At 71.6% G+C, this 26,160-nt stretch carries 27 protein-coding genes; 22 read left to right on the forward strand and 5 right to left on the reverse strand.

Annotated elements, in window-relative coordinates:
- The first annotated feature begins 19 nt into the window (after nucleotides 1-19).
- Together AB0N81_RS38875 and AB0N81_RS38880 are read left to right on the forward strand one after the other, a co-directional pair.
- A complete protein-coding gene (locus AB0N81_RS38875) occupies nucleotides 20-232 on the forward strand; it encodes a DUF3311 domain-containing protein (protein WP_365367139.1) in 213 nt (70 codons plus the stop codon).
- On the forward strand, nucleotides 229-1,755 hold the full coding sequence (locus AB0N81_RS38880) for a sodium:solute symporter family protein (RefSeq protein WP_365367084.1): 1,527 nt from the start codon (nucleotides 229-231) through the stop codon (nucleotides 1,753-1,755). Before AB0N81_RS38875 ends, AB0N81_RS38880 begins: the two co-directional genes overlap by 4 nt.
- Here the strand turns inward: AB0N81_RS38880 and AB0N81_RS38885 are convergent.
- Entirely contained in the window at nucleotides 1,718-3,010 is a 1,293-nt protein-coding gene (locus AB0N81_RS38885; RefSeq protein ID WP_365367086.1) for an MFS transporter, read from the reverse strand. The two genes, AB0N81_RS38880 and AB0N81_RS38885, sit on opposite strands and share 38 nt — an antisense overlap.
- Before the next feature lie 497 nt (nucleotides 3,011-3,507).
- Between AB0N81_RS38885 and AB0N81_RS38890 the strand changes: the two genes are divergently transcribed.
- From AB0N81_RS38890 to AB0N81_RS38920, 7 genes are all read left to right on the forward strand, one after another.
- Nucleotides 3,508-4,038 (forward strand): helix-turn-helix domain-containing protein, encoded by a 531-nt coding sequence (locus tag AB0N81_RS38890; RefSeq protein WP_365367088.1) that lies wholly within the window; start codon nucleotides 3,508-3,510, stop codon nucleotides 4,036-4,038.
- A gap of 72 nt (nucleotides 4,039-4,110) precedes the next feature.
- A complete protein-coding gene (locus tag AB0N81_RS38895; protein ID WP_365367141.1) occupies nucleotides 4,111-4,422 on the forward strand; it encodes a DUF6412 domain-containing protein in 312 nt (103 codons plus the stop codon).
- 115 nt (nucleotides 4,423-4,537) lie between these two features.
- A complete protein-coding gene (locus AB0N81_RS38900) occupies nucleotides 4,538-5,299 on the forward strand; it encodes a YidC/Oxa1 family membrane protein insertase (protein ID WP_365367090.1) in 762 nt (253 codons plus the stop codon).
- Nucleotides 5,300-5,490: 191 nt separating this feature from the next.
- Nucleotides 5,491-6,348, forward strand: a complete 858-nt coding sequence (locus AB0N81_RS38905) for a fumarylacetoacetate hydrolase family protein (protein WP_365367092.1) — start codon at nucleotides 5,491-5,493, stop codon at nucleotides 6,346-6,348.
- 70 nt (nucleotides 6,349-6,418) lie between these two features.
- Complete coding sequence (locus tag AB0N81_RS38910; protein WP_365367094.1) at nucleotides 6,419-6,976, forward strand: hypothetical protein; 558 nt, start codon at nucleotides 6,419-6,421, stop codon at nucleotides 6,974-6,976.
- 165 nt (nucleotides 6,977-7,141) lie between these two features.
- Entirely contained in the window at nucleotides 7,142-7,912 is a 771-nt protein-coding gene (locus tag AB0N81_RS38915) for a hypothetical protein (RefSeq protein WP_365367096.1), read from the forward strand.
- A gap of 58 nt (nucleotides 7,913-7,970) precedes the next feature.
- Complete coding sequence (locus AB0N81_RS38920) at nucleotides 7,971-9,713, forward strand: hypothetical protein (RefSeq protein WP_365367098.1); 1,743 nt, start codon at nucleotides 7,971-7,973, stop codon at nucleotides 9,711-9,713.
- 41 nt (nucleotides 9,714-9,754) lie between these two features.
- On the opposite strand, the gene AB0N81_RS38925 is transcribed toward AB0N81_RS38920, so the two are convergent.
- Genes AB0N81_RS38925 through AB0N81_RS38935 form a run of 3 tightly spaced genes read right to left on the reverse strand, consistent with a single transcriptional unit; the run spans nucleotide 9,755 to nucleotide 11,752 of the window.
- Entirely contained in the window at nucleotides 9,755-10,126 is a 372-nt protein-coding gene (locus AB0N81_RS38925) for an NUDIX domain-containing protein (RefSeq protein ID WP_365367100.1), read from the reverse strand.
- Between the two features lie 46 nt (nucleotides 10,127-10,172).
- Nucleotides 10,173-10,652: a heme-degrading domain-containing protein gene (locus tag AB0N81_RS38930; RefSeq protein ID WP_365367102.1), complete on the reverse strand. Its 480-nt coding sequence runs from the start codon at nucleotides 10,650-10,652 to the stop codon at nucleotides 10,173-10,175.
- Nucleotides 10,649-11,752, reverse strand: coding sequence for a Gfo/Idh/MocA family oxidoreductase (locus AB0N81_RS38935; RefSeq protein WP_365367104.1), 1,104 nt, complete (start codon nucleotides 11,750-11,752; stop codon nucleotides 10,649-10,651). The genes AB0N81_RS38930 and AB0N81_RS38935 overlap by 4 nt, the downstream gene beginning before the upstream one ends.
- Before the next feature lie 113 nt (nucleotides 11,753-11,865).
- On the opposite strand from AB0N81_RS38935, the gene AB0N81_RS38940 reads away from it, so the two are divergent.
- The 12 genes from AB0N81_RS38940 (at nucleotide 11,866) to AB0N81_RS38995 (ending at nucleotide 23,829) form a co-directional block, all read left to right on the forward strand.
- On the forward strand, nucleotides 11,866-13,062 hold the full coding sequence (locus AB0N81_RS38940) for an ROK family transcriptional regulator (protein WP_365367106.1): 1,197 nt from the start codon (nucleotides 11,866-11,868) through the stop codon (nucleotides 13,060-13,062).
- A 1,070-nt stretch (nucleotides 13,063-14,132) separates the two neighbouring features.
- Nucleotides 14,133-14,903, forward strand: coding sequence for a hypothetical protein (locus AB0N81_RS38945; RefSeq protein ID WP_365367108.1), 771 nt, complete (start codon nucleotides 14,133-14,135; stop codon nucleotides 14,901-14,903).
- 134 nt (nucleotides 14,904-15,037) lie between these two features.
- Nucleotides 15,038-15,796 carry a GntR family transcriptional regulator gene (locus tag AB0N81_RS38950; RefSeq protein WP_365367143.1) on the forward strand — a complete coding sequence of 253 codons (759 nt, stop codon included), beginning with the start codon at nucleotides 15,038-15,040 and terminating at the stop codon, nucleotides 15,794-15,796.
- Between the two features lie 132 nt (nucleotides 15,797-15,928).
- Entirely contained in the window at nucleotides 15,929-17,053 is a 1,125-nt protein-coding gene (locus tag AB0N81_RS38955) for a TIGR03364 family FAD-dependent oxidoreductase (RefSeq protein WP_365367110.1), read from the forward strand.
- Entirely contained in the window at nucleotides 17,047-17,760 is a 714-nt protein-coding gene (locus AB0N81_RS38960) for an HAD family hydrolase (protein WP_365367112.1), read from the forward strand. Before AB0N81_RS38955 ends, AB0N81_RS38960 begins: the two co-directional genes overlap by 7 nt.
- Nucleotides 17,760-18,812: an ABC transporter ATP-binding protein gene (locus AB0N81_RS38965; protein WP_365367114.1), complete on the forward strand. Its 1,053-nt coding sequence runs from the start codon at nucleotides 17,760-17,762 to the stop codon at nucleotides 18,810-18,812. Before AB0N81_RS38960 ends, AB0N81_RS38965 begins: the two co-directional genes overlap by 1 nt.
- Nucleotides 18,805-19,704, forward strand: a complete 900-nt coding sequence (locus AB0N81_RS38970) for a 2-aminoethylphosphonate ABC transporter permease subunit (RefSeq protein ID WP_365367116.1) — start codon at nucleotides 18,805-18,807, stop codon at nucleotides 19,702-19,704. Before AB0N81_RS38965 ends, AB0N81_RS38970 begins: the two co-directional genes overlap by 8 nt.
- Nucleotides 19,691-20,488, forward strand: a complete 798-nt coding sequence (locus AB0N81_RS38975; RefSeq protein WP_365367118.1) for an ABC transporter permease subunit — start codon at nucleotides 19,691-19,693, stop codon at nucleotides 20,486-20,488. Before AB0N81_RS38970 ends, AB0N81_RS38975 begins: the two co-directional genes overlap by 14 nt.
- Nucleotides 20,489-20,542: 54 nt before the next feature.
- Entirely contained in the window at nucleotides 20,543-21,628 is a 1,086-nt protein-coding gene (locus AB0N81_RS38980; protein ID WP_365367120.1) for a 2-aminoethylphosphonate ABC transporter substrate-binding protein, read from the forward strand.
- Between the two features lie 127 nt (nucleotides 21,629-21,755).
- The gene (locus AB0N81_RS38985; RefSeq protein WP_365367122.1) at nucleotides 21,756-22,535 is read left to right on the forward strand and encodes an HAD-IIA family hydrolase; all 780 of its coding nucleotides are present in this window, start codon (nucleotides 21,756-21,758) and stop codon (nucleotides 22,533-22,535) included.
- 67 nt (nucleotides 22,536-22,602) lie between these two features.
- Nucleotides 22,603-23,148 carry a hypothetical protein gene (locus tag AB0N81_RS38990; RefSeq protein WP_365367124.1) on the forward strand — a complete coding sequence of 182 codons (546 nt, stop codon included), beginning with the start codon at nucleotides 22,603-22,605 and terminating at the stop codon, nucleotides 23,146-23,148.
- A gap of 15 nt (nucleotides 23,149-23,163) precedes the next feature.
- Nucleotides 23,164-23,829 (forward strand): class F sortase, encoded by a 666-nt coding sequence (locus AB0N81_RS38995; protein ID WP_365367126.1) that lies wholly within the window; start codon nucleotides 23,164-23,166, stop codon nucleotides 23,827-23,829.
- Nucleotides 23,830-24,120: 291 nt separating this feature from the next.
- Here the strand turns inward: AB0N81_RS38995 and AB0N81_RS39000 are convergent, their stop codons facing one another.
- On the reverse strand, nucleotides 24,121-24,897 hold the full coding sequence (locus tag AB0N81_RS39000) for an ANTAR domain-containing protein (protein ID WP_365367127.1): 777 nt from the start codon (nucleotides 24,895-24,897) through the stop codon (nucleotides 24,121-24,123).
- Between the two features lie 157 nt (nucleotides 24,898-25,054).
- On the opposite strand from AB0N81_RS39000, the gene AB0N81_RS39005 reads away from it, so the two are divergent.
- Nucleotides 25,055-26,086 (forward strand): glycoside hydrolase family 6 protein, encoded by a 1,032-nt coding sequence (locus tag AB0N81_RS39005; RefSeq protein WP_365367129.1) that lies wholly within the window; start codon nucleotides 25,055-25,057, stop codon nucleotides 26,084-26,086.
- Nucleotides 26,087-26,160: the final 74 nt, after the last annotated feature.

Raw genomic sequence — 26,160 nt, forward strand, 5'->3', positions numbered from 1 at the left:
CCACCCGTCCCGCCCCCGCCTGGCCCACCCGTCCCGCCCCCACCTCCTCTGGCTCCTCGGGCCCTTCGTGCTGTATCTCGGGGTCCTGCCCCTCGCCAATCGCGTCCGGCCCGTCGTCCTCGGGCTGCCCTTCCTCTTCTTCTGGCTGCTCTGCGCGACGCTCCTCACCCCGCTCTGCGTGTGGCTGGCCTATCGCGGGGACCAGAAGAGGGCGAGGGGTGGTCGGGCATGAGTGACGGAGCCGTCGCCACCGCCGTCTTCGGCGTCTTCATGGCCGGGACCGTCGCCCTCGGTCTCGCCGCCGTCCGCGGGCGCGGGCGGCAGGGCGGGATCACCGAGTGGTCCGTGGGCGGGCGCAGCCTCGGGGCCGTGTTCATCTGGGTGCTGATGGCGGGGGAGGGGTACACCAGCTTCAGCTATCTGGGGGCCGCGGGCTGGGGGTACAACTACGGGGCGCCCGTGCTGTACGTCGTCGCCTACATGTCCTGCGGTTACGCCGTGGGGTACGTCGTCGGGCCCATGCTGTGGGCCTACGCCCGGCGGCACGGGCTCGTCAGCATCTCCGACATGGTCGCCCACCGGTACGGGCGGCCCTGGCTCGGAGCCGGCGTCGCGCTGCTCGTCACCGTGTTCCTGCTGCCCTACATCCAGCTCCAGATCACCGGCATGGGCGTCGTCGTCTCCACCATTTCCTACGGCGCCATCAGCCTCAACTGGGCCTATTTCATCGGCTTCGCGGTCACCACCGGGTTCGTGGTCGTGAGCGGGCTGCGCGGCAGCGCCTGGGTGTCCGTGCTCAAGGACGTGCTGGTCGTCGGGACGCTTGCCTTCCTCGCCATCTACGTACCTCTTCATTACTTCGACGGGTACGGGGCGTTCCTCGACCGGATCGTGAGCGAGAAGAGCGACTGGCTGACGCTGCCGGGCAGCGGAGGCAGTGCCTACGGAGAGGCGTGGTTCGCCACGACGTCCCTCCTCAACGCGCTGACGGTCGTCATTTTTCCGACCACCGTCGCGGGGTACCTGGGTGCGCGCAGCGCGGACGGGCTGCGGCGCAACGCCATCTGGCTGCCCGCCTACAACGTGCTGCTCTTCGTGCCCATGCTGCTGGGCATGGCCGCGCTCTTCGTCGTGCCGGGACTCGTCGGCGCCGAGTCCAATCTCGCGCTCTTCAAGCTGGTGGTCGACTCGCTGCCCGCGTGGGCCGTCGGCGTCATCGGGGTCGCGGCCGCGCTCTCCTCCATCGTGCCCATGGCCGTGTTCATGCTGGTCATCGGGACCATGTGGGGCAGCAGCGTGCTGTCGCTGCTGCCCCGGTGGCGCACTCCGCAGCGGCAGAAGCTCGCCTCGCAGGGCGTGGTCGTCGTCGCCGGAGCACTTGCCCTCGCCCTGACCTACGCGGCGCCCAACACCCTCGTACGGCTCTCCCTCATCTCGTACGAGGGGATGGCACAGCTCGTACCGATGCTGCTCCTCGGCCTGGTGTGGCGGAAGCTGACCCTGGCGGGGGCGTTGAGCGGGCTCGTCGTGGGGGTCGGGATCGTGTGCGCGCTCGTCTTCAGCGAGCACGATCCGGTCTTCGGGGTCAACGCGGGGATCGTCGCGCTCGGCGTCAACCTCGCCGTGGCGCTGACTGTGTCGTACGCCGGTCCTGCCGACCGCGCGGACGGGCGGCCGGACGACGAGGTCCTCGCCCGCGATCCCCTGGACGACGAGGTCAGTTCCGCCGCCGCTCCCTCAGCAGCAGCACGCTGACCGCCGCGAGCACGGCGAGCCCCGCCGACACCACCATCGCCACGTCCGTGCCTCGCCCCAGGTCCCCGGATGACGTGGAAACGGCGATCATCAGCGCCACGCCCGCCGCCGAACCGATGTAGCGCGCCGTGTTGTTGGCGCCCGAACCCATCGCCGCCCGCTCGGCCGGCACGGATTCGACCGCGAGCAGCGGGAGCGCGGCGTTCAGCAGCCCGCTGCCCGCGCCGGAGACGACGAGGCCGGGCAGCAGCCGGAGCCAGGAGCCGGCGGCCGCCGCACCCAGCATGGTCAGGACCGCGACCGCGTGCAGTGCGAAGCCCACGACCAGCTGGTGCCGGGCGGAGACCCTGCCGACCAGGCGTCGGGCCTGCAACGCCACGGCGAACGAGACGCCGGACCAGAGGAAGATCAGCCATGCGGCGTTCATCGCGGACATGCCGAGAGTGTGCTGGAGCAGCGCGGGCAGGTAGCTGAGCAGCGCGATCACGGAGAAGCCGGTGAACAGGGCGCCCGCGGTGGCCGCGAGGAACGGCGGGCGGCGCAACAGTCCGAGGTCGAGCAGCGGCGCCGCGGTGCGGCGTTCCACCGCGACGAACGCCGCGGTGAGTACCACGGCCGCGGCGAGCAGCACGCCGACCGGTGTACGCAGCCAGCCGTCGCGGCCCAGCGTGAGCGCGGCGACCAGCGCGATCATGGCCAGGCCCAGGGTGAGCGCGCCCACCAGGTCGGGGCGGCCGCCTCGCGGGGCGCGGGACTCCGTCAACGTACGCGGGACGAAGACGGCCACGACGAGGGCGGCCAGGCCCAGCGCGGCGTAGGCCCAGCGCCAGTCGACCGTCGCGATGCCACCCGCGATGAGCGGGCCGACGGCGATGCCGGCGCTGACGCACGCGCCCCAGACGCCGGTCGCCCTGACCCGGCCGGGACCCGGTGGGAAGGCCTGCACGAGCAGGCCGAGGCTCGTCGCGAGGATGGCCGCGCTGGCCGCGCCCTGCGCGACGCGGGCCAGCGTGAACAGCCAGGTGGACGTGGCGAGGGCGCCGAGCGCCGTGGTGACGCCGAGCGCGACCGTGCCGGAGAGGAAGATCCGCCGCCGGCCGTGGTCGTCGGCGAGGCTGCCGGCGACCAGCAGGAAGGCGGCGAGCCCGAGCGGGGTGCCGTTGAGCAGCCACGCCTGGGCGGAGAGCGAGGTGCCGAGGGAGGCCGCCGTGTCGGGCAGGATCACCGCGGGCGCGGTGTACGTCATCAGGGCCACGGCGGTGGCGGCGCTGGTGACGGCGAGGGTCGCGGTGGGGCGGTGTGGGGGGTTCGGGGGGTGTGGGGTGTGTGGGGCGTGTGGGGTCTGTGGGGCGTATGGGGCTTGCGGGGCGTGCGAGGAGTGCGGGGAGTGGTGGGTGTCGCGGGGCGAGTCCGCGTGGGGTGGATCTGCGGGGGGCGAGTCCGCGTGGCGGGGATCGGCGGGGAGCGGCTCCGCGCGGGGTGGGTCCGCGTGAGGCGAGTCCGCGAGGGGTGGCTCCGCGCGGGGTGGTTCCGCGCGGGGTGAGTCCGCGTGGGGTGGGGACGGCGGCGTGGGCATGCGTCTGCCTCTCCTGGAGCTCAGCTCCAAAGCAGGTTCAGTAGCAGGTGCAGTAGCAGGTTCAGCAGCAGGCTCAGTCGTAGGTTCAGTGAATGAACTCGTCGGGTCGCGGATCACCGTAACAGGTGGAGTTCAGTCATTGAACCTGTCGTCGGGGAGCCGTTTAAGCTGGGCGCATGGCTCTCGGCAAGGACTACGTCTCCCAGCAGTGCTCGGTCGCCCGCGCGCTCGAGATCGTCGGGGAGCGCTGGACCCTGCTCGTCGTACGCGACGCGATCTACGGAGTGCGGCGTTACAACGACTTCCTCGTCCACCTCGGCATCCCGCGCGCCGTGCTGGCCCAGCGCCTCCAGACGCTCGTCGGCGCCGGCGTCCTGGAGAAGAGGTCCTGCGCGAACGCCCCGTCGCGTCACGAGTACGTGATCACGGACCGGGGCCTGGAGCTCTGGTCGACCCTGTGCGTGCTCGGCGCCTGGGGCCGCGACAACTACACCGAAGGCGAACCGCTGCGGATCTTCCGCCATGCCGCGTGCGGTACGGAGCTGGGGACCGTCGGCGACTGTCCCGCCTGCGGGGTCGTCGTCCCGCCGGCGGATGTCGAGATGCTGCCGGGACCCGGACTCGATCCGGACCCGGTGGATCCGGTCAGCCTGGCCCTCGCCCGGCCCCGCAGGCTCCTTCAGCCGATCGAAGTGGATCCTGTATAACGGCAGTACGACATACGTACAGGTGTGAGTGTGAGTGTGGGTGTGAGGAGAGGGGGACCGGCGATGCACGGCATGATCCGCAGTTGGCGAGCGGCCGCGCGGCCCGCCCTGCTCCTCCTCTTCCTCCTCGTCGAGGTCGTCCTCGTCGACACCGGCAGCCTCGCCTCCGCCGTCGCGCTCGCCGCGACCGCCGCCGCGGGCTCCGCGCTCGCGGTCTGCTCCGTGATCGCCGCGCGCTGCGCGCCCGCCGTGCCCCGCACCAGAGTGCGCACGGCCATCCGCGACCGCGAGATGCGCACCGCCTTCCTGCCTCAACGCGACCCCGACGCCAGGGGCCGCAGGCGCCCCCGAGCACCCGGCCGTCCCCTCCTGACGGCCGCGTAGGGGTTCCGTACCGCAACACCCCCGCCCCACCCAGCCCCTCGCGGGTCGTCACGCCGACGCGACGTCTTCCGTCGCTTCCTCTCCCGGCACGACGAGACCCTCGGAGGGCTTCTCCATGTCCGCTTTCATGTCCCTGTTCGCCGGGCTGGTCGAGCACATCGCCGACCTGCTCGACCCGTTCTTCCACGCCTCGGCGACCGCCGCCGCGATCGTCCTGTTCACCGCCTGCGTACGACTCCTCGTCCATCCGCTCTCGCGCGCCGCGGCCCGCGGACAGAAGGCGCGCGCCAAGCTCTCGCCGCAGATCGCGGAGCTGCGCAAGAAGCACGCGAAGAACCCCGAGAAGCTGCAGCAGGCCGTCCTCGAACTGCACCGCAAGGAGCAGGTGTCGCCGCTCTCCGGGTGCCTGCCCAGCCTCTTCCAGCTGCCGGCGTTCTTCCTCCTCTACCACCTCTTCTCCAGCTCCAGCATCGGTGGCGAGGCGAACGCGCTGCTCGGCCACACCCTCTTCGCCGCACCGCTCGGCGGCCGCTGGACGGACGCGCTCGCCGAGGGCGGGGTCTTCGGCGCGCAGGGCCTCGTCTACGTGACGCTGTTCGTGATCGTCGCGGCGGTCGCCACCTTCAACTACCGCCGCACCAAGGCGCAGATGGCGGCCACTCCGCAGGCGCAGACCGGGGACCAGCAGGTGCCGGGCATGGGGGCGATCGCGAAGGTGATGCCGCTGATGTCGTTCATGACTCTGTTCACGGTGGCCGTGGTGCCGCTGGCCGCAGCGCTGTACGTGGTGACCAGTACGACGTGGAGCGCGGTCGAGCGGGCGGTGCTGTACCGGGACATGCCGGGCGGTGCGGCGGCGCTGGCCGCGGCGGCGTGACGATGGCGGCGTGAGGGCAGTGGCGTGAGGGCGGTGGCGTGAGGGCGGTGGCGTGACGGCCGTGGCTACCGCTCGGTAAGGGTCCAGTACGTGAACGGGGTATTGCGGAGCGGACGGCAAGCTTGGACGATCGACCAAACCTCCGATGGCCGCACACCATCGGCCGGGCTACCGAGGAATGGAGTCTGACCATGAAGCTGCTGCGAGTCGGTACGGCAGGCGCGGAGCGTCCGGCGCTCATCGACGCGGAGGGGACGCTGCGGGACCTGTCGGGGGTGGTCGCCGACATCGACGGCGCGGTACTCGCCGACACGGCCGCGCTCGACCGGATCAGGGCCGCTGCCGAAGCCGGTGACCTGCCCGTTCTCGCGGCCGAAGGGCTCCGCGTCGGGCCGCCGGTGGCACGGATCGGCAAGGTCGTCTGCATCGGCCTCAACTACCACGACCACGCCCGCGAGACGGGCGCCGAGCCGCCCGCCGAACCCGTCGTCTTCTTCAAGGCGGCGGACACGGTGGTCGGCCCGGACGACACCGTCCTGGTGCCGCGCCGCTCGGTCAAGACGGACTGGGAGGTCGAGCTGGCCGTGGTCATCGGACGTACGGCGCGTTATCTGGAGTCGCACGAGGAGGCGCTGGCGCACGTCGCGGGGTACGCGGTGGCGCACGACGTGTCCGAGCGGGAGTTCCAGATAGAGCGGGGCGGCACCTGGGACAAGGGCAAGAACTGCGAGACGTTCAACCCGCTGGGTCCCTGGCTGGTCACCGCGGACGAGATCGCGGACCCTCAGGCCCTCTCCCTGAAGCTCTGGGTCAGCGGCGAACTGAAGCAGGACGGCACGACCGCCGACCAGATCTTCCCGGTCGCGGAAGTGGTGCGGTACGTGAGCCAGTTCATGACGCTGTATCCGGGCGACGTCATCAACACGGGCACGCCGGCGGGCGTGGCGATGGGCCAACCGGAGCCGAAGCCGTACCTGCGGGCGGGCGACGTGGTGGAGCTGGAGATCGAGGGTCTTGGGCGGCAGCGGCAGGAACTCAAGGACGCGTAGCCCGGCCCCGGCAGGCAGGCGGTGCCGGCGGCCCCTGGCCCGGGGCACGCCGGCGCGCCATGATGGCGCCGTGGGACTCACCCCGGCCGAAGCCGCTCTCAGCGGGACGGCGTTGGGCGCCGCCGCGACGTTCTCCAGCGCATGGCTCATTCAGCTGGCCACGACCAGACGCGACCGGGAACACCGGGTCTGGGAGCAGCGGGTGGCGGCCTACGTCGAGGCGATGGCCCTCGTGCGCCGGAGCGGGGATCTCCGCGAGACCGCCGTACGGACCGGTGAACTCCGGGGCAGCCGGGACGGTGCTGCCGCTCCGGCGGACGACATGCCCGCGCTGATCGCCCGCCTGGAGATATTCGGGACAGACGTCGCACTCGATGTCTGCCGGGATGCCTTCGAGGCGACGGACGCCTGGCAGTGGGCCTGGGGCAGCTGGCGTACGCAGGAGGGGAACAACCCCCGCCGCAGCACGAACGACCGGCTGTGGGTGGAGTTCGAGAACTCCGCGGCGACGTCGCGGGAGGCCGACCTACGGGTGCTGGAACTGCTGCGGGCGGAGGTCCGTGGCGAGCAGCTCGGGAGGCGGCGGTCACGGGGGACGCGGGGGACGCAGGGGACGCGGAGTGGTTGAGCGGGGCTTTCTCGTGCCGAGTCCGCCACTGGGTGGGTGAAGAGCGCCTTCGTCCCGGGCGGGTGTGGCTAGCATGGGCTGGGCGGGCGCGCCTCGGGGGCAGCGACTCGGGGACAGTCGAGGCCATCGGGAACATGCGCGCCGGATCGGAACGGGGGTATGCCCGTGACGCACGACGATCACTTCACCGAGGATCACTTCATCGAGGTCTTCCGGAAGAAGACGCGCCTGGGTTCAGGGATGCGGCTCACCCGGTACTTCGCGCTCACCGCCGCGCACTGCCTCGGACCGCGCGAACTCGCCGGTGAGGCATCGGTCCGGCTGCTGCTGCCCGGTGGCCAGCGAGCCGTGGGTGAAGTGCAGGACTACGACCGGCTGTCCGACCTCGCGCTGCTCAGGCTCAAGTTCTCCAAGGATGAGAGCATCCCGCTCCCCGGCGTGTGCTTCGACTCGGTGCAGTGGGGCGAGCCATGGCGGGCGACGCGTCGGCCCTCCGGCACGCACGAGACGCTGAACGGCCACGTCGTCGAGGTCTCTGACGGGGTGCTGTTGCTCGACTGCCGCTGGTTTCCCGACGACTACGGGGAGTTCGCCGGCAGTCCGGTCGAGCGAGAGGGTTCCTGCCGACCGCAGGCCGTCCTCGGTCTCATCGTCGAGCGGCGGGCCGGGGCCGACGGGGCGACAGCGGGCCGGATCACGGCCTGCACGGCGCGAGAAGCCGTCAGGTGTTTCGACCGCTTCAAATTCCGGACGGAAGACTGGACGGGCGACCGGGCGGAAGGGGTCGACATCGCCGGGCCGCAGGCTTACGTCAGCCCCTACACAGTGGCCGCCATCGCGACGGAGAGAGATATCCGGGTTCGGGCCGCGGTGGACGAGGCTCTCGACAGGGCGGGCTACACGTCCGTGGTGCGGGTGCACTGGACGCGCCGCTGAGCACCGTGCACACCCGGCGGCCGATCTCGCGGCACGGAGCTGCGGCCAAGGAGGCAAGGTGACCGTCATCGTGGGCCTTGACGAGATGATCGCGGAGGCGGAAGGGGTACTGCTGTCCCCCGGCGGGGCGCAGATGAGGGACATCGACCACCTGGCAGGGCGGGCGGGGTGGCTCCGGCTGCCGGATCCGGAACACACCCCTGACGCGGACCGGCAGGAGCTCGCTGTCGCACTCACTCATCTCGCAAAGCTGCTCGGCGCCCTCGGCATGAGGCGGCTGTCCCTCTCCATCGTTGACATGACACTACGTCACATGGACATGGGGGAGGCGGATCGTGAGATCTACACGGCGTCCGACTGGAACGAGTTGGGCGCGCTGCTCGCCGAACACGGAGAACTGAACCGTTCCCGGCTCGTCCTGTGCCGAGCGCTCAGTAGGGCCCAGCTGGGCAGCCGCGTACCCGAACGGGGCCGCATCCTGGCCAACTTGAGCGCCGTGAGTCTGCGCATGGGCGACCCGTCGGATGCCGACGTGTGGGCTCGCAAGGCACTCCTAGAGCTGGACGCTTACGGCCGGAGTGACGACCCCGAGGCGCGCCTGACGGCGGACTGGGTGCGGCTGGAAATCGCACGGTCCGGCAGCGTTGACCAACTTGCCGGCGCCGTATCCGATTTCGAGCGTTCGGCCAAGTACTCCTTCACATCCAAGAGCGGGGCGCCGCGGGACTCGGGCAAGTCGCCGGGACGCTCCGGCGCGTTCGAGGGCTGCGATCACCCGGGCGTCATCGCCGCGTGGCGTGCCCTGGCGACGGCGAAGTTCGAGCTGGCTGTGGCGATGCTCGGCGTGGAGCACAGCAAGCTTGAACTGTGCGAGCTGGAGATCGTCAGGCTGAACGCTTCGCTGCTACTCGGGGCGAGCCACCGCGAGACCTTAGTGGCCCAAGCGGAGCTGGCTGTCGCGGAGTTCAAGGCGGCCGGTGGGGAGCCCGGCGGCTCGTCGCGCAGGCAGAGGGCCGTCGAGCTGCTGGAGACAGCCGAGGGGATGGCTGGGCAGGTGCTCGGCCGCGAGCACCCCCAGGCACGCGCGATAAGGGAGACGCTCGCACACCTGCGAGTGGCCACCGTGTGCACCGACGATCTGCCGTATGCCATCGACCGCGTCTATACGCCCCAGGAGAACGACAAACGCAACAAGGCCAAGCGCGAGGCGATCGAGGCCGAGCAGAGCGCACTGTGGCTGGTCGCTCACGGGGGCAGCTCGTACCTTCTCGGCGAGTCGGACGTGTTCCACGCCGCGGTCATTCGCGCGCTCGAACGGGGCGCTTCATTCCGCGTCATCATCAGCAGCCCGTGGAACACCTTGTCCGTCCTCATGCGCCCGCCGGGGAAAACGGCCGACAGCGCCCATATCAGCGATCTCGTGGGCATGATCGAGCACAGCGCTTACTACCGGGAGTCGTTCCTGCCGGTCATCAACGCCTACCTGGAACTGAAGGAGATATACGGGGAGCGCGTCGAGTTGCGGCTGACGCCCATGGACATTTCAGGGTCCACCCTGCTCACGTCGCGCGTGGGGTTCTTCGAGCCGTACATGACCACGAACCCGGAGGGCCGGACCCGGCAGGGCCTGCGAGGGCTGGAGGTCGCGTTCCTGAAGGACAGTGCGTACTACGTGGACAGCCTGGCGGAGTTCCGCGCGCTGTGGGAGCTGTCGAGCACGTGGAAACAGTTCCAGGCCCGGGAGGAGGAAGCGAAGCGAGCCCTGCTCGTGGCGTGGCAGCACTGGCCGACGATCGGCTGAGCTCCCGTCCGCAACGGTGCCGGAGCCGGGGCCGCAGGGCGTCAGGGAAGGTGCGGGCAACCGCTCCGAAAGGTGCGCAGCACAGCCGCCGAACCGACGAACAGGAGCTGGGGCAGGCTCTCCAGCGGCCAGAACTCCCAGCTCACACAACGGTCCGGCTCACGCACCTGGACGGTGCCGGTGTAATCCACGACCTCCACGCCGACCTGCATGTGGTGGTTCGCGGCGGGGTCGGGGTCGGTCACACAGGCAACGCGGAGGTTCAGGGCCCACAGTCCGGTCTCCTCGTGAAGTTCCCGGCGGGCCGCGCCCTGGAGTGACTCGCCCACCTCCAGATGCCCGCCGGGCAACCCCCAGGTTCCCGCTCCGAAGGTGCAGGTACGCAGCCCTAGAAGGACGCGGTCGTACCGCACGACGACGGCTGGACGCCGACTTGTACATATGAGGACACGCCGCCCCCTAAGCCCCCAAGAACCGCTCCAGCGCCTCCACCACCAGCCCGTGGTCCTCCACCTGCGGCAGGCCCGACACCACTACCGTGCCGATTACGCCCGCGCCCTCGACCGCGATCGGGAACGCGCCGCCGTGGGCCGCGTACGTGTCGGGGTCGAGGCGGGAGGAGTCCTCGAACGTCGTGCCCTTGGCGCGGAAGCGGGAGCCGACCAGGTAGGAGGAGCAGCCGTAGCGTTCCACGACGCGGCGTTTGCGGTCGATCCAGGCGTCGTTGTCCGGGGTGGAGCCGGGCAGCGCCGCGTGGAAGAGCTGCTGGCCGCCGCGGCGGATGTCGATCGCCACGGGGGCGCCGCGCTCGCGGGCCAGCTCCACCAGGAGGGTGCCGAGCGCCCACGCGTCGTCGTACGTGAAGTGGGGGAGTGTCAGGCGGCGTTCCTGGGCCTCCAGTTCGTCGATGGAGGGGGCGCCTGCGGGAGTGGTGGTCACAGCGCCACTGCCACGCCGTCGCGGGCCGAGCGGCGGGCCGCTTCCAGGACGTCCAGGGCCGCGGCGGCCTCGAGCGCGGTGACGGGGTTCTCGCCGGTGCCGCGGAGGGCGTCCGCCACCGCCTCGTAGTACGCGGGGTAGTCGCCCGGCAGGGTCGGGGCGGGGCGGCCGCCGCCGGTCAGCGGGGACTCGCCGGAGCCGACCCGGCCCCACATCGTCTCGGGCTCCACGCCCCACGGGTCCTGCGTGGCCGGGCGCCTGCCGTCGCGGAGCGCCGCCTCCTGCGGGTCGAGTCCGTACTTCACATAGCCCGCCTTCGAGCCGAGGACCCGGAAGCGCGGGCCGAGCTGCGCGGTGGTGGCGCTCACGTAGAGGTGCGAGCGGACGCCGTTCGCGTGGGTGAGGGCGAGGAACGTGTCGTCGTCGGCCTCCGCGCCCGCACGGCGTACGTCCGACTCCGCGTACACGCTCGTCACCGGGCCGAAGAGCACCAGGGCCTGGTCGACGACGTGGCTGCCCAGGTCGTAGAGGAGACCGCCGATCTCCTCGGGGTCGCCGGACTCGCGCCAGCCGCCCTTCGGCTGCGGGCGCCACCGCTCGAAGCGGGACTCGAAGCGCCACACGTCGCCCAGCTCGCCGTCGGCGAGCAGCTTGCGCAGCGTGCGGAAGTCGTTGTCCCAGCGGCGGTTCTGGAAGACGGACAGGAGCAGTCCGCGCTCCTGCGCGAGAGCCGCGAGCTCGCGCGCCTCGGCGGCCGTGCCCGCGATCGGCTTGTCGACGACGACCGGCAGGCCCGCCTTGAGCGCGGCGGTCGCGAGCGACACGTGCGTCTTGTTCGGGGCGGCGACGACGACCAGGTCGAGCTCGTCCGCCCGCTCCCACAGCTCGTCGGCCGAGGCCGCGCAGCGCAGGTCGTCGCCGAACTCGGCGCGCGCCTGCGCCTGCCGCTCGGGGTTCGACGTCACGACCGTGTCGAGGACGAGGCCCTCGGTGCCGGCGATCAGGGGGGCGTGGAAGACGGAGCCCGCGAGGCCGTACCCGACGAGGCCGACGCGGAGGGGAGAGCCTGAGGAGAAGCCTGTAGAGCCTGTGCCAGTCATGCCTTCCACTTAAGCAACGGTGTTGCCAAAGTGCAAGCGGGCGGGACAATGGCCCTGTGAAGTCGTACGTGAACAGGGTGAATCCAGGCGTGAACCCAGGTGTGAACCCCGACGTGAACTCAGGCCCAGGAGTGAACCTGCCGGCACTGCGCGGGCACAACGCCGCGCTCGCGCTCGATCTGCTGCGTACGGCGGGAGAGGCGGGCATCAGCCGGCTCGAACTCGCCGAGCGCACCGGGCTCACCCCGCAGGCGGTCAGCAAGATCACCGCGAGACTCCGGGCCGAGGGGCTGGCCGAGGAGGCGGGCCGCCGCGCCTCGACGGGCGGCAAGCCCCGCACCGTGCTGCGCCTCGTCCCCGGCGCGGGCCACGCGGTCGGCCTCCACCTGGACCGCGACGAGCTGACGGCGGTCCTCGTCGACCTGACCGGCACGGTCGTCGCCGAACGCCGCGCCCCGCTCGCCTTCGGCGCGGGCGCGGAAGCCGTGGTCGACGCGGCGGCGGGGGAGGTGCGGGGGCTGTTGGACAGCGAGGGTGACGGTGGGCCGCGCCCGGTGTCCGGGGTCGGCGTCGCGCTGCCCGGACCGCTCGACCACGCGCGGGGGGTGCTGCACCGGGTCACCGGGTTCCCGGAGTGGGACGGGTTCGCGCTGCGGGATGTGCTCTCGGAGCGGCTCGGGCTGCCCGTCGCCGTCGACAAGGACACCAACGCCGCCGCCCTCGGCCTCGCTCTCGCGAGCGACGCCGACTCCTTCGCCTATCTCCACCTGGGCACCGGCCTCGGCGCCGGGCTCGTGCTCGGGGGCGCCCTGCACCGTGGGGCGCGTACCGGTGCGGGGGAGTTCGGCCACCAGGTGCTGCAGCTGGATGGCCCGCCCTGCGAGTGCGGGGACCGTGGCTGCGTCGAGGCGCTCTGCCTCGCGGCCGTCGCCCGGGGCGACCTCGACGAGGCGGCGCGGGTGCTCGGCACGGCCGCCGGCAATCTCGTCGGCCTCCTCGACATCGACCGGGTCCTGCTCGGCGGGCGGACCGTGTTCGCCGCGGCGGACCTGTTCGTACGAGGGGTCGGCACCGTCGTCGCCGAGCGCGTGCGGCGCGGGGGCGGGGGCGGGGACGTAAGTGGGGCTGGGAGTGGGAGTGGGAGTGGGAGTGGGAGTGGGGGAGCGTGTGCGGGTGAGGGTTTCAGTGGTGGGGTTCAGGTGCCCGTGAGTCTCGCTCCCGGAGGCGAGCGCGGGGTCGCGGAAGGCGCGGCCCAACTCGTCCTCGCGCCGCTGTTCGGGCGCGCGGAGGTGGTCTTTCCGGCGCGGTGAGGGGTGGTGAGGGGGGCGGTGGATGCGGGTGGTGAGGGGGGGAGGGGGCGTTGGGGTGCATTGAGGGGGCGGTGAAGGACGCGGTGAGGGGCCGTCGAGGGGGACGGTGAGGGGCGCGAGAGGGAGGTGAGGGGGCGGCGGGGAGGCCGGTGAGAGGGGTGGTGGTGAGGGGGCGGTGAAGTGGGTGACGGAGGCCGGTCGGGGGGCGCGAGGGGGCGACGAGGAGGCCGGTGAGGGGCGCCAGGGGGCGGCGAGGGGCGTTGGGGCGCATTGAGGGCGCAGGTGGGGTGCGTTGAGGGCGTGGGTGGGTGTTATTCGCCGGGGACCGGAATCCGCCTGATCGGGGGGACTTGGACGGGCCGATCGGTCCTAACGGGGGCGAGGCGGGACGGGGCGGTCGCGTGTGCGTGGCAGGGTCTGAAACCCGTGCCCGTCGGCCACCGTCCCTCGGCATGGCTCCCCGCCCTGCTCGGCGTGCCCGCTCAGGCCGCCACCTACCTACGCTGCCCGTCCCGCTGCCGCCCACCCCGCTGCCCGCTCAGGCCACCGTCCACCCACGCTGCCCGCCCAGGCTGCCGTCCACCCACGCCGCCCACTAGGCCGCCGCCTACCCCCGCTGCCCCCAGGCTGCCGCCCACCCCGCTGCCCGCTCAGGCCGCCGTCCACCCAGGCTGCCGCCCACCCCCGCTGCCCGCCCAGGCTGCCGTCCACCCACGCTGCCGCCCAGGCCGCCGCCACCCACCCCCGCTGCCCGCCCAGGCCACCACCACCCACCCGTCGTTGCCGTTCAGCAAAGGTTCTCCATGCGCTTTCGCCGTTCTCTCGTTCTGGGTGTTGCCGTCACGGTCGTCGCTCTCGGGCCCGTCGTGGGAGAAGGGGCCGTCGCGGTCGGCGCGGGGTGCGCGGCGGGGGCCGACTGGGCGTCAGGGCGGAAGCACTGTGCCGACATCCGGGAGGAGCGGAGGGAGTGGAGAGAGCGGGAGGAGCGGGGGGAGCGAGGAGAGCGGGGGGAGTGGGGAGAGCGAGGAGAGTGGGGGGAGCGAGGAGAGTGGGGGGAGCGTGGCGTTCGTGTGTCCCGGGGCCGGGCCGGCGCCGCCGAGAGGCGGCCCACCTGCGCCACCGAGGACCGCGCCGACTTCCCCATCGACACCCGCATCCACCGGGGCCCCGACACCTACCGGCCCGGCGGCGACCACCAGGACTGGACCGTCGACCTCACCAACACCACCGACGAGGCCTGCGGCAACATCCATCCGCTCCTCGTCCTCGTCGACGAGGAGCGGACGCTGACGCCCCGGCAGGTCGAGCTGGAGTTCGACGACGGGACGCGCCGGCGGGCCGTGCCGTTCGAGAAGACCGGCCAGGGCGAGAACATCGGCGTCTTCGACGACGGCTTCGCGGGCTTCACGGTCGAGCCCGGCCGGACCGTCACCGTCAAGGTCCGGCTCGCCTTCGCACCCGGCACCGACCCCAACCACGTCGTGGTCTCCGCCGCGCTCGTGCAGCGCAGGGACGACGACGGCGACTGGGTCGGCTCCTCCAACGACTACCCGTTCGACATCGCATCCGGAGCCGAAGCGGAAGCCGAAGCCGAAGCCGAGGACACCGAACCCGACGGCACTTCGACCACCGGGCCCGACGGGGCGGGTGAGGCCGGCGAGGCCAACGGGAGCGTCGGGGCCGCCGGAAACCCCGATTCCGACGAGATGCCGGCCGCCGACCAGCTCGCGGAGACCGGGTCGGACGGCCTGCTCCGGCCGGGACTCACCGCCGGAGCCGTCCTCCTCGGCGTCGGCGCCCTCGCCCTGGGAGCGCGTCGCCTGCGGGCCGGGCGGCGCTGAAACCCCCGCCCGCCCCCTCACACCCTCGCCCCGCCCCCCTCACCCCCCGACACCCCACGTTCACCTGCGTGTTCACGTACGTCTGCGAACATCCCGGGGTGGACAACCCGAACCCCGCGCACCCGACCGCGCAGCTGCCTGCCCACCTGCTCGACCAGGCGCCGGGCGCCCCGATCCGCTCCGGCATCCCGGAGCACGGCCGCATTCCCAAGTACTACGCCGTGAAGGCCAGGATCGCCGCGCTCATCGAGGAGTTGGGGGACGGGCAGCCGCTGCCGACCGAGCGGGACCTCGCCGAGCGGTACGAGGTGGCGCGCGAGACCGTGCGGCAGGCGCTGCGCGAACTGCTCCTGGAGGGGCGGCTGCGCAGGCAGGGGCGGGGGACCGTCGTCGCGGGGCCGAAGCTGGAGCAGCCGTTGTCGCTCGCGAGTTACACCGAGGGCGTGCGGCGGCAGGGGCGTACCCCGGGACGTAACCTCATCTCCCTCGACCGGTTTCCCTGCCCGGCCGCGCTGGCGCCGGAGATCGGCGCCGAGGTGGGCGAGCCGGTCTGGCACATGGAGCGGGTGCTGCTCGCCGACGAGGAGCGGATCGGCCTGGAGAGCACCTATGTCTCCGTGGCCCGGGTGCCCCGACTCGACGCGGACTTCGAGCCGGACTCCTCCTTCTACGCGTACCTGCGGGACAGCCTCGGCATCTCCTTCGGGGACGCCGACGAGCGGATCGAGACGGTCCTCGCCACCCCGCGCGAGGCCCTGCTCATCGGGACGCCGCCCGCGCTGCCCATGCTGCTGATCCACCGGCTGTCGCGGGACACGGCGGGGCGGCCGCTGGAGCGGGTGCGCACCCTCTACCGGGGCGATCGGTTCTCGTTCACCACGCGTCTCGGCTGAAGCCGACCCAGGGCGGGACGCCCACGGGAGTAACGGAAACGTAACGGGTCTAGGCCAAGCTTGGGTGGCCGTTCACCGTCCCGTTGCCAACCGGCCCCGCGCGGGACACCGGTCGCCAGGAGCGTTGCCGCCGTGAGAGTCATCGTCATAGGAGCCGGCGTGGTGGGAACCATGCACGCCTGGCACGCAGTGGAGCGCGGCCACGAGGTCGTACAGATCGAGCGCGAGAGCGAGGCCCGCGGGGCGTCCCTGCGCAACTTCGGGCAGATATGGGTGAGCGGCAGAGCGGGCGGCGAGGAGCTCGACACCGCCCTGCGCGCCCGCGAACTGTGGGAGGGCATCGGCGAACGCGTCCCGGGCCTGGGCTTTCGGGCCAACGGCTCCCTCACCCTCGTACGCAACGAACGCGAACGCGCCGTCGCCGAGGCCGCGCTCGCCCGACCGGACGCGGCGGCCCGCGGTTACAAGCTGCTCACCGCCGAGGAGGCGCGGGACCTCAACCCGGCGCTGCGGGGCGAGTTCAGCGCGGGGCTGTGGTGCGAGCGGGACGCCGCGGTGGAGCCGCGCACGGCCCAACTCCGGTTGCGGGAAGCCCTCCTGGCGTCGCCGCGCTACACCTTCCTGCCGGGCCGCGAGGTCCGCGAGGTCGTGGGGGAGAGCGCGGTGCGCGACGACCACGGCGACGTGCACACCGGGGACGTCGTCGTCCTCGCCACCGGCGCCTGGCTCGGCGGCCTCGTCCGCGAGCTGGCCGGACCCGGCCTGCCCGTGCGGCGCGTGCGCCTGCAGATGATGCAGACCGAGCCGCTCGGCGAGGCGCTCACCACGTCCGTCGCCGACGCCGACAGCTTCCGCTACTACCCGGCGTACCGCTCCGAGGCGCTCGACGAGCTCAACGCGCGCCAGGCACAGACCCCGACCGCCGCCGCGCACAAGATGCAGCTGCTCATGGTGCAGCGCGAGGACGGCGGCCTGACCATCGGCGACACCCACGAGTACGAGCACCCCTTCGCCTTCGACACCGTCGAGGAGCCCTACGACCACCTCACCGAGGTCGTCGAGGGGTTCCTCGGCCGCCCGCTGCCGAAGATCAGGCGGCGCTGGGCCGGGGTGTACGCGCAGTGCGTCGACACGAGCCGAATCGTGCACCGGCAGCAGGTGCGCGAGGGCGTGTGGCTGGTCACCGGGCCCGGCGGGCGTGGCATGACCTGCTCGCCCGCGATCGCCGAGACGACCGCGAACGAACTGGGATGGTGAGGGAGTTGGCCGAGAGGACGCAGGGCCGCACCGGTCTCGTCGTGCTCGACATGGCGGGCACCACGGTCGCCGACGGGGGCCTCGTCGAGCAGGCGTTCGCCGCCGCCGCCCGGGAACTCGGCGTCGAACCGGACTCCGCGGACCACGCCGCGAAACTGGAGTACGTCCGCGCCACCATGGGCGAGTCCAAGATCTCCGTCTTCCGGCACCTGTTCGGTGAGGAGAAGCTCGCGCGGCAGGCGAACGTCGCCTTCGAGAAGGCGTACGGGACGCTGGTCGACGGCGGCCGCATTGCACCCGTACCCGGGGCGCGCGAAGCCATCGAGGAGCTCGCGGACGACGGCCGTACCGTCGTCCTGACCACGGGGTTCGCCCGGGTCACCCAGGACGCCATCCTCGACGCGCTGGGGTGGCGGGGCCTGGTCGGACTGACCCTGTGCCCCGCCGACGCGGGCGGCCGCGGGCGCCCCTACCCCGACATGGTGCTCAGCGCGTTCCTGCGGACCGGCGCCGTGGACGGCGTCCGGGACATCGCGGTCGCGGGTGACACGGCGTACGACATGCTCAGCGGCGTACGGTCGGGGGCCTCCGTCGTCGCCGGGGTGCTGACCGGCGCCCACGGTGACGCCGCGCTCCGCGAGGCCGGGGCCACCCACGTGCTCGGCTCCGTCGCCGAACTCCCCGCGCTGCTCCGGGGAATCGGCTGATGGGCAGCGGCATCCGCTTCGACGGGGTCTCCGTCGCGTACGACGGGAACACCGTCCTCGACTCCCTCGACCTGACCGTCGAGCCCGGCGAGGTCATGGCCCTGCTCGGGCCCTCCGGGTCCGGCAAGACCACCGCGCTGCGGGCCGTCGCGGGGTTCGTGCGGCCCGTGTCCGGGCGGGTCCTCATCGGGGACCGCGACGTCACCGCGCTGCCGCCGCACCAGCGGGGCATCGGCATGGTCGTCCAGCAGTACGCCCTCTTCCCGCACATGCGGGTCGAGGACAACGTCGCGTTCGGCCTGAAGGCGCAGCGGGTGGCGAAGGGCGAGATCCCCGGACGGGTCACTGACGCCCTGGAGATGACGGGGATGGCCGCGTACGCGAAGCGGTTCCCGCGCGAGCTGTCCGGCGGGCAGCAGCAGCGGGTCGCCATCGCGCGGGCGCTCGCCATCCGGCCCGGCGTGCTCCTGCTCGACGAGCCGCTGTCCGCGCTCGACGCCCAGCTCCGGTCGGGAATGCTGGCCGAACTCGCCCGGCTGCACCGCGAGTTGCCGGACGTCTCCATCCTGTACGTCACCCACGACCAGGTCGAGGCGCTGACCCTGGCCGACCGGATCGCCGTGATGGACCGGGCGCGCCTCCAGGACTGCGGGACACCGCAGGAGCTCTACCGGGCTCCCCGGACGGAGTTCACGGCGTCGTTCGTCGGCAACGCGAACCTCCTCGCGGTGACGGTGGAGGCGGGCGCCGTCTCCTTCGGCGGAAAGTCGCTGAAGGTCGACACGGGGGAAGTCGCCCCGGGGGCCACCGCCACGCTGTGCGTGCGGCCGCACCTGGTCGGGCTCGGGGAAGGCCCCAACCCCCTCCGGGGCCGGGTGGCCGAGGTCCAATGGCGCGGCGCCACCCACCGGTTGTACGTCGACGTGGCCGGGGAGCGGGTGAAGGCGGACGTCCGGGAGCTCCGGACGCCGCCGGCCATCGGGGACGAGGTCACCCTGCACTTCGCGCCCGACGACGCGGTGCTCCTGGCCGGAGGGGTGACCGATGGCTAGCCCCGCCGAGCTGCTGCTGCCCGGTGACCCGGCACCGAAGGCCGTGCCCACAGCGGTGGCGTCCCCGCGGCGCGCGGTTCCCGCCTTCGTGTGGGCGCTGCCGCCCGTCGCCCTGCTCGGGCTCTTCTTCCTCTATCCCCTCGGGCTCGTCGTCCAGCAGTCGGTGCAACCCGACACCGGCGGGACGTCCCTCCAGCCGTATTCCGACGTGTTCGCCTCCGAGGCGTTCCGGGAGGCGCTCGGGACCACCGTGTGGCTGGCCGCCGGGGCGACCGTGGGATGTCTCGTGCTCGGGTTCGCGCTCGCGCTGGTCATCGCGTTCGTGCCGTTCCCCGGCGGGAAGGCCGTCGCGAAGTTCATCGACGTCTTCCTCTCCTTCCCGTCCTTCCTGATCACCCTCGCCCTGCTGTTCATCTACGGGACGAAGGGCATGGCCAACGGCGTGTGGACGGACGCGACCGGCGCCGCCGAGGGGCCGTTCCAGTTCCTGAGCACCCCGTGGGGCGTGCTGCTCGCCGAGATCACGTACTTCACGCCGTTCGTGATGCGGCCGCTGCTCGCCGCGTTCTCGCAGCTCGACACCGCGCAGATCGAGGTCGCCTCCAGTCTCGGCGCCGGGCCCGCCCGCATCGTGCGGCGCGTCATCCTGCCCGAGGCGCTGCCCGCGCTCGCCGCCGGCGGCAGCCTCGTCCTCGTCATGTGCCTCAACGAGTTCGGGATCGTGCTCTTCACGGGCGCGAAAGGCGTCACGACCCTCCCGATGCTCGTCTACAGCAAGGCCATTCTCGAGTCCGACTATCCGGCCGCGTGCGTCGTCGCCGTCGTCAACATCGCGATCTCCGTGGGCCTCTACGGCCTCTACCGGGTGGTGAGCCGTCGTGTTGGTGCATAGCCGCATGGGTAAGTGGGCCACCTGGGCCCTGTTCGCCGTGCTCTTCCTGCCGCTCTTCGCGCTGCCGCTGCTCGTGATCCTCACGGCGTCGTTCTCCGAGCACTGGTCGGGGGCCTTCCCGTCCGGTTTCACCGGCGAGCACTACGCGTCGGCGACGCGCGGGGAGTCGCTGCGGGCCCTCACCACCAGCCTGGTCACCGCGCTCGGCGCCAGCCTGCTCGCGCTGACCGTCGGCTCCTGGGCCGCGCTCGCCGCAGCCTCCCTGAAGAAGCGCGGCAAGAGGTTCCTCGACGCGCTGTTCGTGCTGCCCGTCGCCGTGCCGTCCGTGGTCGTCGGGCTCGCGGTCCTCGTCGCGTTCTCCAAGCCGCCCATGATCCTCAACGGCACGCGGTGGATCGTGATCCTGGCGCACGCCCTGCTCGTCACGGCCTTCGCCCACCAGTCGGTCTCGGCCGCCGTCGTACGGCTCGACCCGGCGTACGAACAGGCCGCCGCGTCACTGGGCGCCCGCCCCTCGTACGTCCTGTGGAAGGTGAAGCTGCCGCTCCTGCTGCCGTCCCTGAACGCGGCTGCCGGGCTCTGCTTCGCGCTCTCCATGGGCGAGTTGAGCGCCACGATGATGCTCTACCCGCCGGACTGGATGCCGCTCCCCGTGCGGATCTACGCGGCCACCGACCGCGGCTCCACCTTCACCGGCGCCGCCGTCGCGGTGGTCCTGATGGCGGCCACGCTCCTCGTGCTCCTCGCCGTCTCCCGTATCAGGACCCGCGCCTCCTACCGCTGAAACCGCCCGCTCTTCCGCCAGGCTTCGCACGTCCGTCAAGGAGTACACAACGTCATGTCCCGCCTTACCCGAGTCCGACACGTCCGCACGGTCGCCGCCGTCACCTGCGGTCTCGTCCTCGCCGGCTCCCTCACCGCGTGCGGCGGCGGCTCCGCCGCGTCCGACGACAAGGTCGTCACCGTCTACAGCGCCGACGGCCTCAAGGGCGAGAACGGCGACGGCTGGTACGACCGGGTCTTCAAGGACTTCGAGAAGAAGACCGGCATCAAGGTGAACTACGTCGAGGGCGGCTCCGGCGAGATGGTGCAGCGCGCCGTCCGCGAGAAGTCCAACACGCAGGCCGACGTCATCATCACCCTGCCGCCTTTCATCCAGCAGGCCGACGAGAAGGGCCTGTTGAAGGCCTACGAACCCAAGGGCTCGGAGCAGGTCGGCGGCGCCGACAAGGCCGCCGACGGCAAGTGGACCTCCGTGGTGAAGAACTACTTCGGGTTCATCTACAACAAGAAGGAACCGGCGGGCGGCAAGGCGCCGAAGACGTGGGAGGACCTCACCGACGCCGCGTACAAGAACAAGGTGCAGTACTCCACGCCGGGCGTCGCGGGCGACGGCACCGCCGTGCTCATCAAGGCGATGCACGACTTCGGCGGCAAGGAGCCGGCGATGGCGTACCTGAAGAAGCTGCAGACCAACAACGTCGGCCCGTCCGCCTCCACCGGCAAGCTCGCGCCCAAGGTCGACAAGGGCGAACTCCTGGCCGCGAACGGCGACGTCCAGATGAACTACGCCCAGTCCAAGGAGATGCCGAACCTCGGCATCTGGTTCCCCGCGACCGAGAAGAACCCGGACAGGCCCACCACCTTCGCGCTGCCCTACGCCGCCGGTCTCGTGAACAAGGCCCCGCACGACGCCAACGCGAAGAAGCTCCTCGACCACCTCCTCGGCGAGCAGGCCCAGCGGCAGGTCAGCGAGATCGGCGGCGGCTTCCCCGCCCGCAAGGACATCAAGGCCGTCGACGCCAACGCCATCGCGCTCGAAAAGATCGTCGAAGGCGTGGAGGTCTTCGAGCCGGACTGGGCGGACATCTCCGAGAACCTCCAGTCGTACGTGGAGGACTGGAAGTCGGCGACGGGCAGCTGAGCCGTCACGCTCAGGCCGGACGTGATCGACAGGGTCAAGATCACCGCATCCTGATTAGGCTGTGGGCGTCGGCACAGCGCTGTCCCGGCGCCCCAGCCAACCCGTACACCGCAGGAGAGTGCACCCCATGGCAGAGCGCAAGCCCATCGAATCGTGGCTCACCGACATGGACGGCGTGCTCATTCACGAGGGAGTGCCGATCCCCGGCGCCGACGCCTTCATCAAGAAGCTGCGCGAGTCCGGCAGGCCCTTCCTCGTCCTCACGAACAACTCCATCTACACCGCACGCGACCTCCAGGCCCGGCTGAACCGCATGGGCCTCGACGTGCCCGTCGAGAACATCTGGACCTCCGCGCTCGCCACCGCCAAGTTCCTCGACGACCAGCGCCCCGGCGGCACCGCGTACGTCATCGGCGAGGCGGGCCTGACCACCGCCCTGCACGACATCGGGTACGTCCTCACCGACCACGACCCGGACTACGTGGTCCTCGGCGAGACCCGCACCTACTCCTTCGAGGCCATGACCAAGGCCGTCCGCCTCATCAACGGCGGGGCCCGCTTCATCTGCACCAACCCCGACGAGACGGGCCCCTCCATGGAGGGGCCGCTGCCCGCCACCGGGGCCGTCGCGGCACTGATCACCAAGGCGACCGGCAAGAACCCGTACTTCGCGGGCAAGCCGAACCCGCTGATGATGCGGACCGGCCTGAACGCGATCGGCGCGCACTCGGAGACCAGCGCGATGATCGGTGACCGCATGGACACCGACATCCTCGCCGGTCTCGAAGCCGGGATGGAGACGTTCCTGGTGCTCACAGGCCTGACGTCCCGCGGCGACATCGACCGCCACCCCTTCCGGCCCTCGAACATCGTGGACTCCATCGCCGACCTCGTGGACCGGATCTAGGCAGGGTCCGCGGCCCCGAGATGCGGAGTCGCCCGGGGCGGGTGAACCTCGTAGGTGGAGGTTCACGATGCGTATACGTTCCCTTGCTGTCCGTGGAGCCGTGGTGGCCGCCGTCCTGGCGGTCACCCTGCCCGCCGGCGCGGCCCAGGCCCACGACAAAGGAGCCGTGAAGGCCACCGTCACCCCGTCCGGCGCCGCGCCCGGCGCCACCGTGGAGGTGAGCGTCTCGGGCTGCGACGGCACGACCGGCACGGCCGGGTCCGGGGCCTTCGAGGGCGACGCCGAGCTCACCGGCCGCGACGGCGGCAAGTACGCGCTCAACGGCAAGGCCAGGATCAGAAGCGGCGTCACCGGTACGTACGACGTCACGGTCACCTGCGACGGCCACCCGCACCAGGGCGTCGGCACGGTCCAGGTCGTCCGCCACGAGCCGGCCCCCGTCTCCCCGGTACGCGCCGGTGGCGGCGGCACCTCGCAGGTGACCACGGCCGCCTCCGAGGAGGCCGACGAGGCGGGACCCGGCACCTGGCACGCCGTGATCGGCCTGATCCTCGCCGGGGTGGCCGCCGTCGCCGTGGCGTTCCGCAGCGTCCGCCGGCGACGCTCCGAGTGACGGGCGGGCAGAACCGTGTCCAGCGGTGGACGCGCGACCGGACCGGGACGGCTGCTGACCGGCGTCGCCTGGGCGGTCCTCCTGGTGGGCCTCTGGCTCTGGGGCAGCGACATCTCTGATCTGCGCGGCGGCCTTTCCGCGCCCGCACAGGGCGACGTGGCCGCGGTCGGACGCCCCCTCGAAGTCGAACTGCCGCCCCCGCGCGAGCCGTTGACACCCGCACGGCCGGAACGCGTCGACATCCCCTCGCTGGAGGTGCGGGCCCCGGTGACAGCCCGCGGCCTGGACGCCGAGGGCGCCATCGACCCGCCGCCCTTCGCACAGGCCGACACCGTCGGCTGGTACGGCGGCGGCACCCGGCCCGGCGCTCCCGGCACAGCCCTCCTCGTCGGCCACGTCGACACGGAGACCGAACCCGCCGTCTTCTACGACCTCAGCGCGATGCGCCCCGGCGAGCACATCGAGGTGGCCCGCGACGACGGCACGTTCGCGGAGTTCACGGTGGACGACGTGCAGGTGGTGACCCGGGAACGCTTCGACGCGAAGAAGGCGTACGGCCCGCACGAGAAGGGGCGCGCGGAGCTGCGCCTCATCACCTGCGGCGGCGTCTTCGACAAAACCGCCCGCACCTACACGGCGAACGTGATCGTCTCCGCGTACCTCACCGGAGTGCGGTCGTAGGGCCTGTGGCGCACGTCCCGTACCTGGCCCGATCGGCGGCCCGCTCCCCCCGGAGCCGCCGACCGGGCTGGTCCTCGACCGCGCGCGCACGAGCTGCGGGAGAAACCCGGCGCCGGCGCGGGAGGTACGGGGACCATTCCGCACGCGGAACGGTCGACATGGCCGGGGGCTTGGGCCGTGCAACCGACTTTAGAACGAATGAGCGCGCGGGCCTAGAGGGCGTCGGAGGCAGAATGACGCCAAGTCGTGGGTCCCTCTCCCTGTGTGATCACCGCAGGTGAGATGCGCCCTTCAGGAAGGTCCGGACCTGCCCCGCCGGAGCGTCTCGGCGTCGATCAGCCCCTTGATCACCTGGACGGCCACCAGGTCGACGACCTGCTGTTCTCTGCGCGCGTGGCCCCGCATCGCCTCGAACGCCTCGTCCATGCCGGTGTTCCAGCGCTCGGCGAGGATGCCTTTGGCCTGTTCGATGCGGATACGGCTGTCCAGCGCCGTCTGAAGCTGCTCGGACAGCACCCGGTACGCGGAGTGGGTGCGGTGATTGTGCAGACCGGTCGCCGCGGCTTTGGCGATGGCCTGCGCGATCCGCACCCCGTGGTCGGACGCCGCCCCGGTCCCGGCCTCGGCCGCACGACCGGCCGCTCCCACAAAGAGGTTGAGCACGCCGAGCACCGTGCCGTTCCGTCTGATCGGCACCGCGTACGTCACCGCGACGCCGTACTTGCCGGCCCGCGCGGCGAACGCCGGCCAGCGGGCCTCCGCACCCTCGGAGTCGATCCGCACCGGCGCCACCGGCTCACCCGTGCCGAAGCTCTCCACGCACGGGCCGCCGAGATGCTGGATCTCCAACAGCTCCCGTACGGCGCCCTGTCGACAACCGCAGGCGGCGAGGAGCACTTCGTCGCCACCGCCGGTGTACATCACCCCGGCGCCCCGGACGCCGAGAAGCTCCACACAGCGGTCGGCGAGCCAGCTCAGATAGCGGCCGAGGTCGAAGTCGTCGGTCAGGGTGTCCACGGATTCCACCAGGACGTCCGCAAGCCGCAGTTCGCTGTCGCGGTCCTGCATACCCCATGCACCTCCACTCCCCGCGGACTGCGCCTACCCCGCCGGGGCGGGCTGTAACAGCTCACATACAGCCTCCGGTGCGGGGCGGGCGGCCCTCGTGGGCAGGGAGTACGTATGCCAGGATTGACATACGGCCAGTGCACCCTAGGGGGAGTGGATGTACCGCAAATACACCGGTCGCGGGCACGGTCTCGCGGCCAGGGGGGTAAGGGCGGGAGCGGCGCTCGCGGGGGCCGCGCTGCTCCTTTCCGGGTGCTCCTCCTCCGGTGGTGACTCGGAGGACGACACGTCGAGTGCACCGGTGAAACAGCAGCCCAAGGAGAAGGACCCGTACTGGGTCAATCCGGACGGGAACGCGGCCAAGCAGGTCGCCTCGTACGCGAAGGACGGCAAGAAGGACGACGCCGGGCTGATACGGAAGATCGCCGAACAGCCGGTCGCCGAGTGGATCGTGCCGGAGAACGCGGAGGACCAGGCGCGCGGCTTCACCGAGGCCGCGGAGAAGGCCGACCGCGACGCCCTCCTCGTCGTCTACAACATCCCGCACCGCGACTGCGGCCAGTACTCGGGCGGCGGCGCCGCCGACGGCAACGCGTACCGCGCCTTCATCGACCAGGTCGCCAAGGGCATCGGCGACCGGAACGCCACGGTGATCCTCGAACCCGACGCGGTCCTCCACCTGGTCGACAACTGCACGCCGGAGGAGTTCCACGAGGAGCGGTACGACCTCCTCAAGGGCGCCATCGAGAAGCTCAAGTCCCTGAAGAACACGAAGGTGTACCTGGACGCGGGCAACGCGGGCTGGAAGAACCCCGACTCGCTCTGGGAGCCACTGAAGTGGTCCGGCGTCGAGCAGGCCGACGGCTTCTCGGTGAACGTCTCCAACTTCCAGACCACCGAGGCCAGCACGGAGTTCGGCAAGAAGCTCTCGGCGAAGATCGGCAACAAGCCGTTCGTCATCGACACGGGGCGCAACGGCAACGGGGCGTACACCAAGGGCAAGGACCCCTGGTGCAATCCGCCGGGGCGGGCCCTTGGCGAGACGCCCACCACGAAGACGTCCGACCCGCTCGTCGACGCGTATCTCTGGGTCAAGCGGCCCGGAGAGTCCGACGGGACCTGTCGTGGTGGTCCCAAGGCGGGCGAGTGGTGGCCCGAATACGCGTTGGGCCTGGCGAAGGCCGGTTAGGGGCGCGGGGAACTGCGCGCTCAGCCCACAACAAAGCCGCAGTCGCGTCTGCTCAGTAACTCGGCAGACGCGAC

It is taken from the genome of Streptomyces sp. NPDC093510 (assembly GCF_040683555.1).
Lineage (GTDB): Bacteria > Actinomycetota > Actinomycetes > Streptomycetales > Streptomycetaceae > Streptomyces.

Bases quoted from the DNA above. Each gene is read 5' to 3' on its own strand.
- AB0N81_RS38880 (WP_365367084.1), top strand. From the start codon at position 229: ATGAGTGACGGAGCCGTCGCCACCGCCGTCTTCGGCGTCTTCATGGCC.
- AB0N81_RS38890 (WP_365367088.1), top strand. From the start codon at position 3,508: ATGGCTCTCGGCAAGGACTACGTCTCCCAGCAGTGCTCGGTCGCCCGC.
- AB0N81_RS38895 (WP_365367141.1), top strand. From the start codon at position 4,111: ATGATCCGCAGTTGGCGAGCGGCCGCGCGGCCCGCCCTGCTCCTCCTC.
- AB0N81_RS38900 (WP_365367090.1), top strand. From the start codon at position 4,538: ATGTCCGCTTTCATGTCCCTGTTCGCCGGGCTGGTCGAGCACATCGCC.
- AB0N81_RS38905 (WP_365367092.1), top strand. From the start codon at position 5,491: ATGAAGCTGCTGCGAGTCGGTACGGCAGGCGCGGAGCGTCCGGCGCTC.
- AB0N81_RS38935 (WP_365367104.1), bottom strand. From the start codon at position 11,752: ATGACTGGCACAGGCTCTACAGGCTTCTCCTCAGGCTCTCCCCTCCGC.
- AB0N81_RS38960 (WP_365367112.1), top strand. From the start codon at position 17,047: ATGGTGAGGGAGTTGGCCGAGAGGACGCAGGGCCGCACCGGTCTCGTC.
- AB0N81_RS38965 (WP_365367114.1), top strand. From the start codon at position 17,760: ATGGGCAGCGGCATCCGCTTCGACGGGGTCTCCGTCGCGTACGACGGG.
- AB0N81_RS38970 (WP_365367116.1), top strand. From the start codon at position 18,805: ATGGCTAGCCCCGCCGAGCTGCTGCTGCCCGGTGACCCGGCACCGAAG.
- AB0N81_RS38980 (WP_365367120.1), top strand. From the start codon at position 20,543: ATGTCCCGCCTTACCCGAGTCCGACACGTCCGCACGGTCGCCGCCGTC.
- AB0N81_RS38985 (WP_365367122.1), top strand. From the start codon at position 21,756: ATGGCAGAGCGCAAGCCCATCGAATCGTGGCTCACCGACATGGACGGC.
- AB0N81_RS38990 (WP_365367124.1), top strand. From the start codon at position 22,603: ATGCGTATACGTTCCCTTGCTGTCCGTGGAGCCGTGGTGGCCGCCGTC.
- AB0N81_RS39000 (WP_365367127.1), bottom strand. From the start codon at position 24,897: ATGCAGGACCGCGACAGCGAACTGCGGCTTGCGGACGTCCTGGTGGAA.
- AB0N81_RS39005 (WP_365367129.1), top strand. From the start codon at position 25,055: ATGTACCGCAAATACACCGGTCGCGGGCACGGTCTCGCGGCCAGGGGG.